Consider the following 16,681-nt stretch of genomic DNA (forward strand, 5'->3'; position numbering starts at 1 on the left):
TTGGCCGCAAACGCCAGGCAGAGTGTAGCGCGATTTGACTTGAGTCGCGTGTTGTCTACGGTCTTGACGGCTTACGGAACTGCAGCCGGCAGGGGCGGCTGTATTGAGGGTATGAGAACGTGGCAGATAAACATAGTGGAAGGACATGGAGTGCATGCTGGAGTGGGAGCAGGTTCCGTGGTCCGGGACAAATAAAGGAGCGCGCGATGAAGGGGATTATACTGGCAGGGGGAAGCGGGACGAGGCTTTATCCGCTGACCATGGTGACCAGCAAACAGCTGTTGCCCATTTATGACAAGCCGATGATTTATTACCCATTGTCTACCCTAATGCTGGCAGGAATCCGGGAGATCCTGATTATTTCCACCCCCCAGGATCTGCCCAATTTTGAGCGGCTGTTGGGGGATGGGAGCCAGTTTGGGCTTCAGTTATCCTATCAGATGCAGCCCTCCCCGGACGGCCTGGCCCAGGCGTTTATCCTGGGGGAGAAGTTTGTGGCGGATGACCGGTGTGCCATGATTCTGGGGGACAATATTTTCTACGGCGCCGGTCTCACTGCCCACCTGTATAAGGCGGTGGAGCAGGAGGAGGGGGCCACGGTGTTCGGCTACTATGTGGAGGACCCGGAGCGGTTCGGTGTAGTGGAGCTGGATGGAGAAGGGAGGGCCATCTCCCTGGAGGAGAAGCCTATCCAGCCCAAGTCTAACTATGCGGTGACGGGGCTGTATTTTTATGACCGGAAGGTGTGCGAACGCGCCAAAAGCCTAAAACCCTCGCTGCGCGGGGAGTTGGAGATTACGGATCTGAACCGCATCTATTTGGAGGAGGGCTCCCTGCGTGTGATTACCCTGGGCCGGGGCTATGCCTGGCTGGATACGGGGACGGTGGAATCCCTCAGCGAGGCGTCGGAGTTTGTCCGTGTGATCGAGTCCCGGGAGGGGATCCGGATCTCCGCCCCAGAGGAAATCGCCTACCGGAACGGCTGGATTGACCGGGAGCAGCTGGAGCAGTCGGCGGCCGTCTACGGCAAATCCCCCTATGGCCAGCACCTGCGCAATGTGGCCGCAGGGAAGTACATTTATTGAGGGTGAGGAAATGAAGTTTACCGAGACGGAACTGCCTGGGGTCTACATTATAGAGCCCCAGGTATTTGGGGACCACCGGGGTTTTTTTATGGAGAGCTGGTCCCGGCGGGCCTTTGAGGCGGCAGGAGCCGACTATGACTTTGTCCAGGACAACCACTCCTCCTCTGCGGTAAAGGGAACCCTGCGGGGTATCCACTTCCAGCGGGGGGACAAGGCTCAGGCCAAACTGGTCCGGTGCGTGAAAGGGGTAGTGCTGGATGTGGCGGTAGACCTTCGGCCCAGTAGCGCTACCTATAAGAAATGGGTGGGCGTGGAACTGAGTGGTGGAAATAAGCGGCAGTTGTTGATCCCCCGTGGCTTTGGTCACGGGTTTCTGACGCTGACGGACGATGTGGAGTTCCTCTATAAAGCCGATAATCCCTATGCTCCAGAGGCGGACGGCGGCATCCGCTGGAATGATCCGGATATTGGGGTGGATTGGGGGGTGAAGACCCCTATCCTGTCAGAGAAGGATAGCAAGTCTCCCTACTTAAAGGATGCCATAACCGGCTTTGAGGAGTGGTAATATGAAAATTCTGATCACCGGCGGAGCGGGCTTTATTGGTTCTAACTTCATTTTCTATATGCGGGAAACCCACCCGGACTATGAACTGGTGTGTCTTGACAAGTTGACCTATGCCGGAAATCTGGAGACCTTGGCCGCTGTCATGGACAAGCCCAAGTTTACGTTTATCCGGGCGGATATCGCTGGCCGTGATGCTATATATGGCATTTTTGAAACAGAGAAGCCCGATGTGGTAGTAAACTTCGCTGCCGAGAGTCATGTGGATCGCTCCATTGAAAACCCCAGTATTTTCCTCCAGACAAACGTGCTGGGTACCCAGGTGCTGCTGGATGCCTGCCGGAGGTACGGCGTGCGGCGGTATCACCAGGTGTCCACCGACGAGGTGTACGGCGATTTGCCCCTGGACAGGCCGGACCTGTTCTTCACCGAGCAAACCCCATTGCATACCTCTAGCCCTTATTCCGCCTCCAAGGCGTCGGCAGATCTGCTGTGCAATGCCTATCAGAGGACTTATGGCGTACCAATTACCATCTCCCGGTGCTCCAATAACTATGGACCCTATCAGTTCCCCGAAAAGTTGATTCCCCTGATGATCGCCAACGCCCTGGCGGACAAGCCACTGCCGGTGTACGGTGAGGGCTTGAACGTGCGGGATTGGCTGTATGTGGAGGATCACTGCGCGGCCATTGACCTGATTTTGGAGAAGGGCAAGGCGGGGCAGGTCTACAATATCGGCGGCCGCAACGAGATGAAAAACATCGACATCGTAAAGCTGATCTGTAAGGCCTTGGACAAACCGGAGAGCCTCATCACTTATGTGACCGACCGAAAGGGCCACGATATGCGCTACGCCATCGACCCAGCCTTCATCCATCGAGAGCTTGGCTGGCTGCCGGAGACCAAGTTTGCCGACGGTATCCAAAAGACCATCCGGTGGTACCTGGATAACAAGTCCTGGTGGGAGAAAATCGTCAGCGGGGAGTACCAGAATTATTATGAGCGGATGTATGGGAACCGGTAAAAAGGTACAGATCCTGCTCTCTACCTATAATGGGGAATGTTACCTGCGGGAACAGCTAGACAGTTTTCTTGCCTTGGATAATTTTCGGGAGTGCAAGGTCCTGATTCGGGATGACGGGTCAACAGATAAGACCTGGCCCATTCTGAAAGAGTATGGGGACAGGTTTGGTTTTCAGGTGGAACGGGGAGAGCACAAGGGCACGAACGCCAGTTACCAATGGCTTCTGGAGAACAGCGATCAGATGTGCTGCTTTTTTGCCTTTAGCGATCAGGACGATGTGTGGCTGCCCCCAAAGCTGTCTCATGCGATAGAGGAGCTGGAACGGCTACCACAAGAGAAATCATTGCTTTATGCCTCTCGTTCAAAAATTACAGATGGAAGGCTCCGTCCCACAGGGGATTCCTGCAATCCAACCAGGGGAGTTTCCTTTTATAACGCAATGGTACAGAATGTGCTGCCAGGCCATACCCAGGTGTTCAATGCCAAGTTGCGGGATGATTTATGCAGACATGGCATCCTGAAAGCCCATGTGGTGGACTGGTGGGTATATTTAGTGGCTGCGGCCAGAGGGCAGATCCGTTTTTCTCAGACTTGCGATGTCCTTCACCGGCAACACGGTAATAATGCTGTAGGTTACAAATTAGGCACTCTTGCCGGCATCCAAAGGAAGCTGGAGTATATTTTGCAGGGGAAAGGGAATGCCATCTCTCAGCAGCTGCATTCCTTTTCACAGATATATGATGGAGAGCTTCCTGAAGAATACCAGCAGGAACTGACAAACTATCTGAAGGGGCTTGGCAGCCTTTCTAAACGGCTTGGTTATCTGCGGAAAAGCCGGGTCTACCGACAGGAAAAGAGTGAGGATTGGAAATTCCGGCTGCTGTACGCGATGGGGAAATATGACCTTGAGCAGACGGGGGAGTGCGGATCGTGACAAAAATTTTAGTGGAATGTCCGCAGAAGATCGCCTCTGTAAGAGTAGGAGTATTGGAACCGCTAAAGCTAGTGGAAGAGGCCGGCCTTTGCCAGGTGCGGTATCGGGATACAAAAGATATCACAAAAAAAGAAATCCTCTGGTGCGATGTGCTGGTTTGTGTGCGGGGATGTGAGTATCCCACGCTGCGTATTGTCCAGGCGGCAAAGGCTTCCGGGCGATTTTTGGCTTACTTTTTGGATGATGATCTTTTGAATATTCCTGACGGAAACGCCTCTTCCAACTATTATCGGGATAACAAGATAAAAGTAAACCTCACGAAAATTTTGGAACTATGTGATGTGTTGTGGACGGTCAACCATCAGATTGTTTTCAAATATGGACAGTATGTTTCACGCTCTGCGTTGCTGCGTGTTCCGGCGACGATTCGCCGCCAACCTCCGGAGAAGTTTGAGCAGATCCATATCCTCTATGCCGGTTCCGCGGATCACAGCGGGTTAGTCCGGGAACTCCTGGCCCCCGCTGTTCAAAAAATTTTGGAGGAATATGGACAGCGGGTGGACTTTACCTTCATTGGGGCAGATCCGAATCTGCGGCATACAGAGGGCGTTCAGTACTATCCCTATTTTGAATCCTACGATGAGTATCAGGAAACCGTCCTTGCTGGCAACTTCTCCATTGGGCTGGCCCCTGTATATGACACTCCTTTTTATGCCTGTAAGTACTATAACAAATTTATAGAGTATTCCAGCTGCGGAATCGCCGGTATTTACTCCAATTATGAGCCTTATCAAGAAGTGGTAACACAGGGAGAAAACGGGATGATGTGTGAAAACACAGTGGAAAGCTGGTATCTGGCAATAAAGCAGATGGTAGATTCCCCTCAGGACGTTCAGAAAATGGCGTATGCCGGGGCAAAAATTCTGGAAACACAGTTTACCTATCGGGCCGTGGCCAAATTGCTGAAGGAGCAAATACCAGAGGTGCTCTCCTTCCAGGGACCTCTGATTTCTGAAAAGGACATCAGCTTACCTCCTATGAGGCTGCTTTTCTATCAAGAAAGAATCCGGTTACTTTGCAGGATGTATGGGCTGCTCGCTGTCTTTGTAATTCCACTGAAAGCAATTAAAAAGATTTTCAAAACCATCGGGAAGAAATTGAGGGGCAAGTGACATGCTAAAAGAATATTTTCAGGGGATTTGGAGAGACCGGTTTATCTTGGCTAGTCTTGTCAATACAGATCTGCAAAAAAAGTATCGCCGCTCCAAATTGGGGGTTGCTTGGGCAATTTTAACGCCGCTAGGACTTTCGATTATTATGGGAAGCGTATATGGGATCCTTTTTGGGGTGGATGTTAAAGAGTTTATCCCTTTTCTTTTTGCTGGCCTCAACCCTTGGCAATTTATAAGCGGTTCAGCAGATGGAGGAACAGGGGCCTTTCTTGGCGCGGAAGGCTACTTAAAACAAACAACAGTCAATGCACAAATATTTCCGATCCGAACGGTAATAGTTAATTTCATCAATTTATTATACAGCATATTGGCCTTTTTTACACTATATCTTTTTTTAGACCCGCTGGTCTTTTCGGCAGAAATGCTGCTGTGCGTACCTGGGCTTATCGTGCTATTTCTATTTGCCTTGGGATTGGCGAACTTTTCGTCTGTTATTAATTTAGATATAAGGGATTTTCAACCATTTCAGACATTGCTTTTGCAGGGAATCTTTTATGCAACTCCCATTGTCTATCAAGCAAGTATGCTGAAAGAAAAGGGGGTTGAACTGCTGTACCAGGCGAATCCGTTTTATTACTTGCTCGAGATTGTCCGTACACCCATGCAAGGGAGCAGTGTTCCCCCATTGGAGGTCTGGTTGTCTGCGGCGGTAATATCGTTGATTACATTTTTTGGAAGCATCTACTTTTTAATGAAACGAAGAAGTAAGATTGTTTTTAAGCTGTAAAGGGGCATAAATGAGCATTATTCAATTGGAAGATCTGAATCTGATATTCCAGATCCAGCGAGAAAAACGGATCAAAGATATCCTGATTCCAGGCAGCAGAAAATTTAATGATTTTCATCAGGATGGAACAGTCCATGCTTTGAATTGCCTGAATTTGACAGTGCGAGATGGGGAGCGCCTGGCTGTAATTGGCCATAATGGAGCAGGAAAATCTACACTGCTAAAGTTGGTTGCTGGAATCTATGCGCCTACCAATGGAAAACGAATAGTGGATGGGAAAATTTCCAGTATGTTTGAGCTGGCAACTGGTTTTGAAATGGAAAGTAGCGGATGGGATAATATCTACCTTCGCGGGCTTATGCTTGGGGACAGTCCGGAAGGTATTAAAAGTAAAATGCTGGAGATCGCAGCATTTTCAGAGCTGGGGGATTTTTTGAATATGCCAGTTAAATATTATTCATCCGGTATGTTTGTGCGCTTAGCCTTTTCGGTTTCCACTGCCGTCCGGCCCGATATCCTTCTTCTGGATGAGGTGGTGGCCGCGGGTGACGCCGCCTTTTTGCAGAAAGCCAATAAACGGATGCACGAGATGGTAGATATTTCAAAAATAATGGTTTTGGTGACGCACAGCATGGGGGCGGCGGTAGAGATGTGTAATCGCTGTATTTGGATGGAACGTGGAGAGATTTTAATGGATGGCCCTCCCCAAGAGGTGACAAAGGCGTATTTAAACAATATATAGGAGAAGATTGCAATGGATGAGACAGAGAAGAGATTGACATTAGTTACATTGTTACTGGGCAGGTATGATCGTCAGGTCATCGAACTTGACAAAAGATTGCGGGAGTGTTCCAGGCTGCAAAAAACAGTAAATGTCATACTCGTGGCTGACAGCGACCAGTGGTTTGCCGCACCTCAGCTTCAAATGTTCCGCATATTGAATCCAGACGTGTTGGTTTTATGTTGTCCGCAAAATCGTACTTTACCGGCTCAGGCAATGTCTATGGCCTTGGAACAGGTACGGACAGAGTATGTCATGTTTTCCTTGCTGGGCGATCCAGCATCGGAGCGGCTGGACTTTTTCCGTGAATGGTGGAGAGTTCTTCCCAAAAAGGAAAAATTCAAAAACGGCTCAGTAAAGGAAGAACGCCGATTCGCCTTTTATTTAGGCCCGTATAACCCGTCTGCGATGGAAGAATGTGATTGCACGCCGCTGAATGCCTATGGATGGGTTCAGACCTCTCGGATCGGATTGGGAGTTGGGGCTTTTGTTGTTCCCACAGATTTTCTGCGGGATATAGGAGGATTTGATGAGAATCCTTTGCTGCAAACAGAGATCGAACGCTGGTATGCTTTGGCGGTTACGACACGGTGCAATTTGATCAACGTTGGACAGGATACCCTGCGGGTTCAGAGACTGGCGGAATATCCCCTAGGAGGCGGAGTCTCAATGCCAGAGGATCTGGCCATTCGCTATGCCACCTACTGTCAGGGGATTGCCGCCGCAAAACGAACGCCAGATCAGTGTGCCTGGGATTTTTATATTGATTTGAACGATGAGGAGAGAGCAATCTATCAGGCAATCAGCGGCATTTCCTGCGGTGAACGGAAGAAGGAAGTGCGGGTGCCTTATAAAATTCTGGTAGTGGGCGGCTACTGGGAATATCACCATAACCAGATATGCTTTTTTAATTATTTGGAGCGTTTGTATGGGACAGGCTTTGCCACTTACCGTAGTGTATTGGAGCACACTGTGGCACCTAATCTTGCGTTGGGATATGATCTTGTAATTTTTACCCGCTGTCGGAGTAAGCAAGCGCTGGAAATGATGCGCCTATGCAGCAAAAAGGATATTCCCACAATATACATGATTGATGACAACTGGATGTCCATTGCCGCGGATCATCCCAAGGAAGGGGCAATTTTTGTTCCGGGAAATGAAAATTATGACAATTTTATTGATGCGTTAGGCCTGTGCAAGGCCACATGGTTGTTTAATGATATACTCCGGGAGGATGTACTGCCCTATACCCGCTGTGTTAAAAAATTTCAAATCAGCGTAGATCCCAGGAGTTTTGTGGCAGACAGGCCGCGTAAGCGTGGAGACGATAAGCTGTATATTGGATATTCCGGCAGCCTTCGGTACGATGACACAGCGTTTCGGGCCTTAGCTAGATATGCAAGACGGCACAAGAACATTCGGGTTATCCTGGTAGGGATATTGGATGAAAAGCAGGAACAGCTTTTCAAAGGGATTGATACGATTCGGATTGGTTTTACCAGCTATTCTGAATATGCCCATAATATTGCCCGTTTACAGCCGGATCTTTTGATTGCTCCGCTGTTGGACACAAGGTTTTATCATTCAAAGTGCTATAACAAATACATAGAGAGCGGTATAGTGGGCGCTGCCTGCATTTATTCCAAAGAACGTCCCTATACAGACGTGGTCGAGGACGGAGTTAACGGCTACCTTTTGGAGGATGAGACGGAGGAAGGGTGGTACCGTAAGCTGACAGAGGTTCTGAAGGATATACCGTCTTTGCGGAGGGTTCAGAAAGCGGCACAAAAGGATGTATTGGATCATCACTCCGTTGACACGGTTCTAGGGCTGTTTATTCAAAAACTCTGTTCCGTGATAGAGGAGGCTGAGCCAGAAGATGATTAAAGTGGCATTAATATCTCACTCCAGCGCGTTCACCGGCGCAGAAAAGATGCTTTATTGCTTGGGAAAGCTGCTCGCCGAAACGAAAGAGTACTATCCGATCATATTTTATCCCCAGGACTCCCCTTACGGCGTTCTGCCCAAAGTGTGTGAGGGCGAGCTGGAGATCGTGCCGTTTTCTGCCCATCCCTGGTATCTTTATGTAACGATAGATAATAAGGCGCATTTCGCGGACGAGACCCTGCGTGTGGCAGGGGAACTGTCTCAAAGGCTCCGGGAACAGGGGGTCGGACTTGTTGTCTGCAATACCATGACCTCTTTGGCCCCCATGCTGGCAGCGAGACAGGCAGGTATTCCGGCCATTCTTTGGGTACATGGGATCTTAGACAGTTTCTACATTTCCGCTGACTATGATCCGGCTCGCCGGCTGCTTTATGACCGGTTGCTTATGGCTATGAGCGATCAGGTTGTATGTTGTTCAAAATGGACCGAAAATTATTATCGAGGACTGACAGATACACCGGTTCTTACCGTTACAAATTGGACAGAAGCGCCAAAGGATGATTCTATTTTGCAGGGAGTTGGCCCATTTGTGTGCTTGAACACGTTTGATGCCCATAAAGGGATTATGGTTTTATTGAAAGCGGCAAAACGCTTAAAAGAGAAAAAAATAGTCTTTCACATCGATTTATATGGAACAGGGAGCGAAGAGAATACGCTTCGAAATTTTGTTGCAGAGCATGATTTGGAGGAAACAGTCGTTTTTCGAGGCAGGACAAGTGATGTGGATTCGGTGTATCGCGAAAGCTTCACTTTGGTACAACCTTGTGATTTAGAGCCTTTTGGTCTGACCATTACTGAAGCAATGTCTCATGGCCGCCCGGTTATTGCTATGAACAGCGGAGGTCCGTCAGAGATTGTGTTGGATGGGAAAACTGGTTTCCTGCTCGAACCTAGGGACGATGAGGCCCTGGCAGAACGAATGGAATTTCTTTTGAGCCATCCGGAAGAAGCAAAACGTATGGGCTTGGCCGGGCAGAAGCGTTACGAGAAACTCTATTCGCCTCAAAGGGCAAAAGAAGAATTTTGTTCGCTGTTCGGAAAGATCCTTGGAAGAGAGGGGCAGAGCTTCCTTCACGAACAGCTTGCGGAGGATACCCTTCGTGAATGGCTGCGGCAGGATGCTGCAGAACTTTTGCGCCCAAATGGGCATACGGGAGCTGCAGATTTGCCCTATTATCGGCCGGATCAATTGTGCTTTTCCGGGGCTCTTACAGGAAAGCGGACCTATCGTGTTCATTGTAAAGATGGGAAAGCAAAGGGGATCGGACTGTTGGTTGCAGGGCATGATTCTGTACCGGTTCAAGGGATGCTTTACATTCGGCTGCTCCAACATGGGCAAACAGTTGCGGAGGGCAGCAGGGCACTGGAGCAACTGCCGCATAATTTGTGGAGCGTGATTCCTCTTACGGCACATGAAGAGTGTGTTGCTGGAACGATAGATGTTGAATTGAATTTTGACTATGCCGAGACAAGTGGATGTTTAGGGGTTTACGAATGGAGCAGCCGGAGAAGCTTTTGGTACAAGGTGTTTAACAAACTACATTGCCCCCTCAAAGGAATGGATACTGTGGTTGCACCAATTCTGCAGTAAACGGAGGAAGCTATGAAGCGCAAAAAAGCAAGAATGAAACTTGGACTGCAATTGATTCTTCTGGCCTGTTCTGCAGCGATAATCGAACTACTGTTTCTCAACCTTGGCGCCTGGAAATTACTGATGGATCCCAACATGGTGAAGAACCGTGTATATACCCTTGCAGACTGTGAAAAGGTGAACTGGGAGGAAGGAGAAGTCCTGCGCTCTTCTACCGACCCGATGCTGCTCCTTTCCAATGTGGGATGTTATGTGGAACGTCTTTCGATCCAGACAGAACTATCTGTTCCTGTTCCCTATATAGATCTTTTTTATACGAATGAACGCTATTTACAATATGGAGATGTGCTGCGTCGTATAGAGGAGCCTGGATCGGAAGCGTTCCTTGCCATTGGCGATCAAATCTTTGATTTGCGCATTGATTTGGGTGATGAGCCGGGAACTGAACTTTACAATTTCACAGCGGTGGTAAATCCTGTAGAAATTAAGTTTTCTTTCCCTGTTGTGGCAGCAGTCCTTCTGATCTATTTGACGGCAAAGTTCCTTTTCTCTCTACAGAAGATACCGGATTACGGATTAGAATTGGATGCTAAGGACATAAAGAAACAGTAGGAGGGGTTTATATTGGATCATTCCCTCTTTGGAAGAGGAGATCGAATTTCTCTTTACCCTATGAAAATGGAAGAACTGGAGAAAATGAGGATACTTCGCAATCGAAATCGCCACTCTTTTGTCACGTCAAAAGAAATAACAAGAGATGGACAGAGACGCTGGTATGAGAACTATTTAAATCGTGAAAACGATTATTTGTTCTCGGTGTATTACCAGGGAAACTGGGTAGGGGCAGTCTCGATTTACAACGTAGATCCCAAGCAGAGCATGGCCGAATTTGGACGGCTCATGATAGATAAGGAACTGGCAGGAACTGGGGGGTTGGGAATAGAAACTACAAAAGTGGTCTGCCAAATCGCCGTTCAACAATTGGGAATTCAAACCATAGAGTTGGAGGTATATGCGGACAATATTCCGGCCCAGATTACATATCTGAAGTCTGGTTTTATTCCGGAAGAACTGTTTTTTGATGGAGAGGGCCGGAGAATGCTGCGCATGAAGTATCAGCAGACCTGAATGTACCAGATCTATTATTACAGGAGGTAAAACGTAGTATGAAGGATATAACACAGTCACCTCCCATTGTGCAGCCACGTTTATATTTTTTGCAATTCTTAAGGGGAATATGCTGCGTATTCATTATTATTGCCCACTGTGTTGCTTATGGAGAAATGTCCTTTCAAGTGCCGATTGGCACGCATGACTACCCATTTCGCTACAGTATGCTACAATGCGCCACTCTGTTTTTGGCGTTAAGTGGCTTTTTCCTTGCCAGTGAGGTTCAACGCGGGGGGGGGGGGGGGTAAAAACCTTCTTGAAGAAAAAATTTGCCCGTATTTTCCCTACGTACTGGCTAGCTATTGCCCTGGCAGTTCTTTTGCGAATGGTATTTCAGCAAACCTTTGCTCCTCATCCGCATTTTTGGCGTATTTTCTTTTTGATACCACTGGATGCCCCCTATCTTCTTAATGGTGAGTGGACGCTGTTGTGCGATATGTTGTATTACCTGATTGGGGCTGTATTTATTGGCCAAAAGCGTGCCCGCTTTTTCTCAACTTTTCTTGCTATTTGGGGCTGCACTTTACTTATGGAAGTAAATATCTTTTATCCTAATCTTGGACTACATCCCTATCTTCCGGAAATGTTGATTGCCCCAGCTCATCTGTCATTTTTGTCAGGTTGTTGTGCTTGGTATGCTCATGAAAAATTAGGATCGTTACTTCAAAAAATTCCGCAATCCGGACTTATTTCCACTGAATTTATTACATTCTGTACGTTTTTCTATATAGATCAAGGGGTCCCAACCCCTTCTGTACTGGTGGGGCGGTTTATATGCTATTTTCTGCTTCTTTTCGTTGGCGCCCAGATTCGGGTTTCTCCTTCCAACCCTATGGTTAGGATTGGTGACCGCTCTTATGGAATGTATCTGTCCCATTGGACTATCTGTTCCATTTTCTATCCATTCCTAGTAAATGTAGGGGCTCCTTGGAGAATTGCATATGTTACCGTTCTCTGTTGCGTATTGGTATTCAGCTATTGGTATGGTGCAATCGACCTTACATTGGGAGCTACTGTCCGGCGAAAAATACTGGAGACATCAGTATCTGCTAAAAAATATCTTGCGCCCATTTTTTCCTGCTTATGTGCGGTAGGATTGGCTTTTGTAGTTGTATTTGCTCTTTCTTATATAAAATTGCATACACCCAAGGCTGCCTTTGATTCCAGCGCCATTGTGAAAGATGCCAGCATAAGCTGCGGTTATGTGGATTGGGTTGAAGTGACACAGGTAAGAGAGGGGATTGTCCAAATCCACGCCGATGGCTGGGGTTATGACCCCGTTGCCAACCAGTTGGTAAACAATTTGATCTTGGTATCAGATGGAGAAATCATCCCTGCTACTGTTTCATGGTATGAACGCTCTGCCGTTGGTGAAATTTTAAATAATCCTGTTTTGACTACCTGTGGTTGGAGCTTAAATACAGAATCCATCCAATTGGAGGCCCCAGCAGATCGTGCTTTTTACATTCCCTTAAACGGTGGTGGTTATATGGAGCTTTCGCTTTCACCCTGGCGATATGAAAAATGATGGTTTTATAAATTGCCGTTCATTGCGGTAAAATAAGGAGGAAATGTCATGTCAATTCAAGTGCTAAAACCTAAGTTTGAGATCGATGAGTGCCTAGAGAAAGTCCGGGAGTGCCTGGAAAAGGGCTGGACGGGAATGGGCTTCAAGACAGTGGAGTTTGAGGAGGCCTGGAAAAAATACACCGGGCATCCCCACGCCTACTATATCAATTCTGACACGGTAGGCCTCCATTTGGCGGTGAAGATCCTGAAGCTGCAAAACGGTTGGCAGGATGGGGACGAGATCATCACGACCCCCATCACCTTCGTGTCCACCCCCCATTCGATCCTCTATGAAAATCTCCACGCTGTTTTTGCCGATGTAGATGAATACCTCTGCCTGGATCCAGTAGATGTAGAAAAGAAGATCACCAATAAAACCAAGGCCGTTATATTTGTGGGCTACGGTGGTCGAGTTGGCCGCCTGGAGGAGATCGTTGCCCTATGCAAAAAACATGGGCTGAAGTTGATTTTGGATGCGGCCCATATGTCCGGCACACGGGTCAATGGAGTAACACCAGGTGCATGGGATGGAGTGGATGTGACCGTTTATTCCTACCAGGCGGTAAAAAATCTGCCCACCGGTGATTCCGGAATGATTTGCTTTGCGGACGCGGAAAATGATTCCATTTGCCGTAAAATGGCCTGGCTGGGGATCAATAAGGATACCTATGCGCGCACCACCAGCCAAGGCAGCTATAAGTGGAAGTATGATGTGGACTATGTGGGCTATAAGTACAACGGAAACGCCATTATGGCTGCTATTGGACTTGTGCAGCTGAACTATCTGGATCGGGACAACGCCCGCCGCCGGGAGATTGTGGCTCGTTACAATAAGGGCTTTGAAAAGAACGCCAAAATACAGATTGTCGGGGCGAATTACCCGGATGAGTGCTCCTATCATATTTATGAGCTTGTTGTTCCCGACCGTGAGGCGCTGCTGGCAGAGCTGGCAACGCATGAAATTTACGGTGGTGTCCATTACCGGGACAATACGGAATATTCCATGTATCGGTATGCCCAGGGTACCTGTCCCCATGCCCATAAGGTGAGCCAGCACCTGATTACTATGCCCCTGCATATGTGGTTGTCGGATGAGGAAGTGGATGAGATCATCCGGGTCGTGAACAATTTTGTAAAATAGATTGAAAAGAGTGTTGCCAGGCATGGAGGATAGATGGAAAAGAAATATAAAAGTTTTCCTGACACTTCTTAATTACAGGCGCCGTTGCCTACTGTCTGTTTCCCAGTATAGAAGCCTTTTTCCGACTGGCCGCCCCGCTTTTCCCCCAAGGACCGTTTCGGCGACAGTGCTTTCCGCCGAAGGGACTGGTGGTTCGGAACTATGGCTGTCAGCCTCTAAAGACGGTCGGATCTTGGAAGAAATACAGAAAATCCCCTCATAAACCGATAACCTGTACAAATCTAATTAACTCAATCCGCTATTAATGTCCTGAAAGCACAGATAGTTAGAAAATAAAGGAAATTTCAAGCTTGGATTTAAGCCGTTTCCCTCTCATATTCGTGCAGAATTACATTTTTCGTATTTCTGTGTACTATCACAGTTTGCGCTCATAGGAGGAAAAATGCAGGATAACAAGATGACGTGGTTCTATAAAAAATTGCAGAAAACTGGAGAACTCTTTTAGGACTATTCCTTTTATCTATTGTATTTACGGCAACACTTTCCCCAATATTGAATGGGGCTGTTGAAGAGTGTATCCAAGCCAAAGAGGTAATTATTCGAACAGGGAAGGGGCCTGCATATTTATTAAATAATGGGTACTGTGAGTTATTTGAGTCTGACCAGAAAGAACGGCTTAAAAGGAGTGGTTGGGTTTTTTATACTATAGAAGATGGGCAGGATCTCACGGGGCACGTTTTTGCTCTTTGGGGGCTGGCATTCAAGCCAGAGAGCGATGATATGCGGGAAGCTCCTTCTATTGTAATCGTCCATGAACTGACAAAGCGTGGGGCGAAGTGTAGGGCATTTGATCCAAAGGCGACAGAGACTGCGAAACGTGTTTTTGAGGGAAATGATGGGATTTCTTTTGAAAGTAGCGAATATACCGCTCTGAGCAATACAGATGCGTTGATCTTGGTCACTGAGTGGAAAGAGTTCCAAAGCCCAGATTTTGATGAGATGAAGTCCAGAATGAAGGAACCGGTCATCTTTGACGGGAGAAATCAGTATAATGCACAGATGCTTCAGACCGCTGGATTTACATATTACCAGATCGGCTGTTAAGCCCTGTTCTTATTGACGTGTATGCAGGGAAAGTGGTGGCAGGGTAGCGTTTTCTCAAGACCATACTTCCAACATTCCTTGGCATTTGTCTCCCACAATGAGCTTTAATTCTATCACAGTCCCTTTGTCTTGTGTAGACACTATCTAGATGCCACCTCAATTTTACCCTGCTGCATTCTGGTTTCTCCTACGCTATACTATCGCTATCCAAGGACGAACCGTATCGGATAGAACAGAGGAAGCTCTATGCGTCACAAGGATCTGGAATTGATGAAGCGCATACAGACATTTGTGGAGGATTTCTACTTCGAGGAGGGGCGCTCTCCCAGCACAGCGGAGATCGGGAAGGCCGTAGGCATCGCCAAGGGGACCGCCCACCGCTATCTTGTCGAGATGAGCAAGAAAGGACAGAGCGACTATGATGGGAAAAGCATCAAGACCGAAAAAATCCGCTGTCTGTCGCCAACCTCCTGCGCAGAGATATTTACCGGCGCTATCCCCTGTGGTCCTTTAGTGTACCGCCCAAGTTGTGCGGACAGCACAAAAAGGCCCCTGGATAGGGAGTATGAAGTTTTAAGTGGAGAGGCGTCGCGCAAGCGGCGTCTCTCCAGTTTTCAACTGGATGCGTTCATAGTTATAAAAGTGGATAAATTCATCAATGATTTTTCTGGCTTGCCGGAAAGAATTTATTTTTTGGTGGTAGATACACTCCGTCTTGAGAATGGAGAAGAAATTTTCAGCCATTGCGTTGTCATAACAGTTTCCCCATCCTACAGGCTACGATACTGTTGTCATACAGGTCCCGGATCATAGACAAATAGAGGATACCCTGTCTGGTATGGATATAGGAATTGTCTGTAATCCATTTCCGGTTAGGACACTCTGCCTGAAACTCTCGATTGAGCAAATTCTCGTATTTGTAAGTCTGTTCTTTCAGCTGAATCCACTTTCTGATTCGACGAATTTCTGCCAACAAGTCGTACTTCTTTATCACCCGTAATACAGTCTTTGGGTTATGGTAGATTCCCGGCCTCTCTAACCACAGTCACATTCTTCGGTAGCCGTACGTCTGCCTGCACCGCTCCCACTGCCCCTGAAGAAGCTCCGCTAATTCTGCGTCTGGCTCCGGGCTGCCGATTCGCCCGCAGTAATCCGTTTTCCATCTTCAGCCGCTTGTTTTCCTGCTTATACTCAGCTAGTGTCTTTGCAGGTTTGCGGCCGCTTTGATATGCCTTGTAGTTCCTTCTTACGTTCCCGCTTCAGCAGTTCATGTACCGGCCTGTATCCACTCAGCCCCAGTATCTCCTCCACCTGTTTCTGCGTCATCCCTTTTGCCGGCATTTCTTTGATCTGAGGCAGCAGCTCCTTTGTGTGTTGGTATTTTCTTCCTATAATATACATCTCATAAGCGATCATGAACGATGAAGTGTACGAGTGTTTCAAGACGATTATTCAGAATAGGCCCACGCCCAAGGAAGAACCGATGATTGGGGGTAAGGTAGGGTTTCTCTATCTTGATAAAAACGAGATGCTTATGGTCGCCCTGTATTGGGAGAAATACTTTGAGCATATCGTTGAAAAATATAACAAGATTTATCGTGCGCAGATGCCTAAAGTGACACCCCATGTGTGCAGACATACCTACTGCTCAAACTGTGCGCGAAGTGGCATGAATCCCAAAACCCTGCAATACCTGATGGGGTACTCGGAGATTGGGGTTACACTGAATGTCTACACCCATACAGGATTTGACGATGTAAAGGCAGAGTTGGAGCGGATCAACATGGCAGGCACATCCTAGAGGCCATACTTGC

15 protein-coding genes and 1 pseudogene are annotated in these 16,681 nt (G+C 47.8%); all 16 read left to right on the top strand.

What is annotated here, in order from left to right; genetic code table 11:
- The first annotated feature begins 206 nt into the window (after positions 1-206).
- The 16 genes and pseudogenes from rfbA (at position 207) to D1159_RS12910 (ending at position 16,668) form a co-directional block, all read left to right on the top strand.
- Positions 207-1,085 carry a glucose-1-phosphate thymidylyltransferase RfbA gene (gene rfbA, locus D1159_RS12835; protein WP_161846061.1) on the top strand — a complete coding sequence of 293 codons (879 nt, stop codon included), beginning with the start codon at positions 207-209 and terminating at the stop codon, positions 1,083-1,085.
- A gap of 10 nt (positions 1,086-1,095) precedes the next feature.
- The gene (rfbC, locus tag D1159_RS12840; RefSeq protein WP_161846062.1) at positions 1,096-1,650 is read left to right on the top strand and encodes a dTDP-4-dehydrorhamnose 3,5-epimerase; all 555 of its coding nucleotides are present in this window, start codon (positions 1,096-1,098) and stop codon (positions 1,648-1,650) included.
- A 1-nt stretch (position 1,651) separates the two neighbouring features.
- Complete coding sequence (gene rfbB, locus D1159_RS12845; RefSeq protein WP_161846063.1) at positions 1,652-2,671, top strand: dTDP-glucose 4,6-dehydratase; 1,020 nt, start codon at positions 1,652-1,654, stop codon at positions 2,669-2,671.
- A complete protein-coding gene (locus tag D1159_RS12850) occupies positions 2,658-3,605 on the top strand; it encodes a glycosyltransferase (RefSeq protein ID WP_161846064.1) in 948 nt (315 codons plus the stop codon). Before rfbB ends, D1159_RS12850 begins: the two co-directional genes overlap by 14 nt.
- A complete protein-coding gene (locus tag D1159_RS20235) occupies positions 3,602-4,777 on the top strand; it encodes a glycosyltransferase (RefSeq protein WP_161846065.1) in 1,176 nt (391 codons plus the stop codon). Before D1159_RS12850 ends, D1159_RS20235 begins: the two co-directional genes overlap by 4 nt.
- Position 4,778: 1 nt before the next feature.
- Complete coding sequence (locus tag D1159_RS12860) at positions 4,779-5,564, top strand: ABC transporter permease (protein WP_161846066.1); 786 nt, start codon at positions 4,779-4,781, stop codon at positions 5,562-5,564.
- 10 nt (positions 5,565-5,574) lie between these two features.
- Positions 5,575-6,306 carry an ABC transporter ATP-binding protein gene (locus D1159_RS12865; protein WP_161846067.1) on the top strand — a complete coding sequence of 244 codons (732 nt, stop codon included), beginning with the start codon at positions 5,575-5,577 and terminating at the stop codon, positions 6,304-6,306.
- Between the two features lie 12 nt (positions 6,307-6,318).
- A complete protein-coding gene (locus D1159_RS12870) occupies positions 6,319-8,232 on the top strand; it encodes a glycosyltransferase family 4 protein (protein ID WP_161846068.1) in 1,914 nt (637 codons plus the stop codon).
- The gene (locus D1159_RS12875; RefSeq protein WP_161846069.1) at positions 8,225-9,883 is read left to right on the top strand and encodes a glycosyltransferase family 4 protein; all 1,659 of its coding nucleotides are present in this window, start codon (positions 8,225-8,227) and stop codon (positions 9,881-9,883) included. Before D1159_RS12870 ends, D1159_RS12875 begins: the two co-directional genes overlap by 8 nt.
- 12 nt (positions 9,884-9,895) lie before the next feature.
- Positions 9,896-10,495: a hypothetical protein gene (locus D1159_RS12880; RefSeq protein WP_161846070.1), complete on the top strand. Its 600-nt coding sequence runs from the start codon at positions 9,896-9,898 to the stop codon at positions 10,493-10,495.
- 12 nt (positions 10,496-10,507) lie between these two features.
- Entirely contained in the window at positions 10,508-11,011 is a 504-nt protein-coding gene (locus D1159_RS12885; RefSeq protein ID WP_161846071.1) for a GNAT family N-acetyltransferase, read from the top strand.
- 286 nt (positions 11,012-11,297) lie between these two features.
- A pseudogene (locus D1159_RS12890) lies at positions 11,298-12,581 on the top strand (acyltransferase family protein); the annotation flags it as partial.
- A 48-nt stretch (positions 12,582-12,629) separates the two neighbouring features.
- Positions 12,630-13,763 carry a DegT/DnrJ/EryC1/StrS family aminotransferase gene (locus tag D1159_RS12895; RefSeq protein ID WP_161846073.1) on the top strand — a complete coding sequence of 378 codons (1,134 nt, stop codon included), beginning with the start codon at positions 12,630-12,632 and terminating at the stop codon, positions 13,761-13,763.
- 552 nt (positions 13,764-14,315) lie between these two features.
- Positions 14,316-14,867 carry a UDP binding domain-containing protein gene (locus D1159_RS19235; protein ID WP_202621079.1) on the top strand — a complete coding sequence of 184 codons (552 nt, stop codon included), beginning with the start codon at positions 14,316-14,318 and terminating at the stop codon, positions 14,865-14,867.
- Positions 14,868-15,113: 246 nt separating this feature from the next.
- On the top strand, positions 15,114-15,680 hold the full coding sequence (locus tag D1159_RS19720) for a hypothetical protein (RefSeq protein WP_243152276.1): 567 nt from the start codon (positions 15,114-15,116) through the stop codon (positions 15,678-15,680).
- A gap of 601 nt (positions 15,681-16,281) precedes the next feature.
- Positions 16,282-16,668, top strand: coding sequence for a tyrosine-type recombinase/integrase (locus D1159_RS12910; protein WP_161846075.1), 387 nt, complete (start codon positions 16,282-16,284; stop codon positions 16,666-16,668).
- Positions 16,669-16,681 lie beyond the last annotated feature (13 nt).

Origin of the sequence: Pseudoflavonifractor sp. 524-17 (genome assembly GCF_009935845.1) — a bacterium.
Taxonomy (GTDB): domain Bacteria; phylum Bacillota; class Clostridia; order Oscillospirales; family Oscillospiraceae; genus Pseudoflavonifractor_A.